General features: G+C 52.2%; 1 protein-coding gene. It reads right to left on the bottom strand.

Going from position 1 to position 1122, the window contains the following annotated elements:
* Positions 1 to 420: 420 nt before the first annotated feature.
* Entirely contained in the window at positions 421 to 1017 is a 597-nt protein-coding gene (locus KOR42_RS26330) for a hypothetical protein (protein WP_146512758.1), read from the bottom strand.
* Between the last annotated feature and the right edge of the window lie 105 nt (positions 1018 to 1122).

Below are 1122 nucleotides of genomic sequence, written 5' to 3'. Positions count from 1 at the left end.
TCCGCAGCGTCGAACTCGCAAACCACCCGGTCCACCGACAATCAAGCCACCTTCAGCTGACCTGAACCTCCTCGCCCAAAAAATCACACCCCTAACACTGACTTCATACGGTTAACGGCGTTGGGTGGCCCGGCCGGGGTCGGCTGGGTGCCGAAGGCACAAGATGTTATTACCATGTGCTTCCAGCCTCAAGAATCCGTTTTCAACAAAACTGAAACGACGCATGGTCGAGCGACCTGTTGATGACTCTGAGTCACACATCCATTTCGTCACGTTTTCATGCTTCAAGCGAGGGCATGGCACCCGGACACCGAGACTGGAAACGGATGATGATTTTGTCGTCGGATCGAGTTGGAAACCAGACGGTGAAGCATCTTGTTGCTACGCAACCCAGTTGCTCTCGGCCGGGCCACCCAGCGGTCACGCTTCACCCTCCTGTGGCATATCAGCCAGAGATAGGGCAATATCTGTGAATGGGCCAACAGATTTCCCCAGCACTGCCAAACCCGCATCGTGCGGGAAAGGCAGGTTAAATCGACTCGCTGCCGAACCATTTAGCGCAAACGCGTAGCCCTCAATGTTAACAATGGCGAACAGTTTCTCTTGAAGCTCCACTATCACTCGATTATATCTAAATGGCCATTCGCCATCAAACTTGTCCTGAGAAATAGCTCGAGTTGGCCAGTGGTTATTCAATATCTCCTCCTCGCTGCGTTTTACCCAGTTCTTTACTTCCTGCGCAAGAATCCTAACGGACTGGCGATAGTCGATTGTGCCAAGCTCCTCGTCCCTGAGGTTCCGGAAATCAGAATACACGGTCGACATTTGCATGAGATGTCCCGATTCGTCTGTGTGGTCTCCGATCGTAAACTGCAATGCAATAGTACGAACAAGTCGCTCTAATTTCGCAATCAATTTGGCATGGACTCGGGGGTAATAGTCTCGGTGCATCGCCTCCATGTCGCTGAGGAACGGCGTTGGATCTTCGACTGAGAGCCTATCCGGAATCCTCTTCATGCTGTAAGTCGGTATTTGAACGGAGCTTGGTTGGGTGAAGGAGCTAAGCGGCGGAGCATGCGACCAATGGAAGCCACATAGATCATGGCTTCGCTCGATTTGGTG

The organism is Thalassoglobus neptunius, from assembly GCF_007859735.1.
Classification (GTDB): Bacteria; Planctomycetota; Planctomycetia; order Planctomycetales; family Planctomycetaceae; genus Thalassoglobus; species Thalassoglobus neptunius.
This window is presented reverse-complemented; position numbering and strand designations above follow the sequence as displayed.

Excerpts from the sequence above, each read along its gene's own strand:
- KOR42_RS26330 (WP_146512758.1), bottom strand. The coding sequence starts at position 1,017 with ATGAAGAGGATTCCGGATAGGCTCTCAGTCGAAGATCCAACGCCGTTC.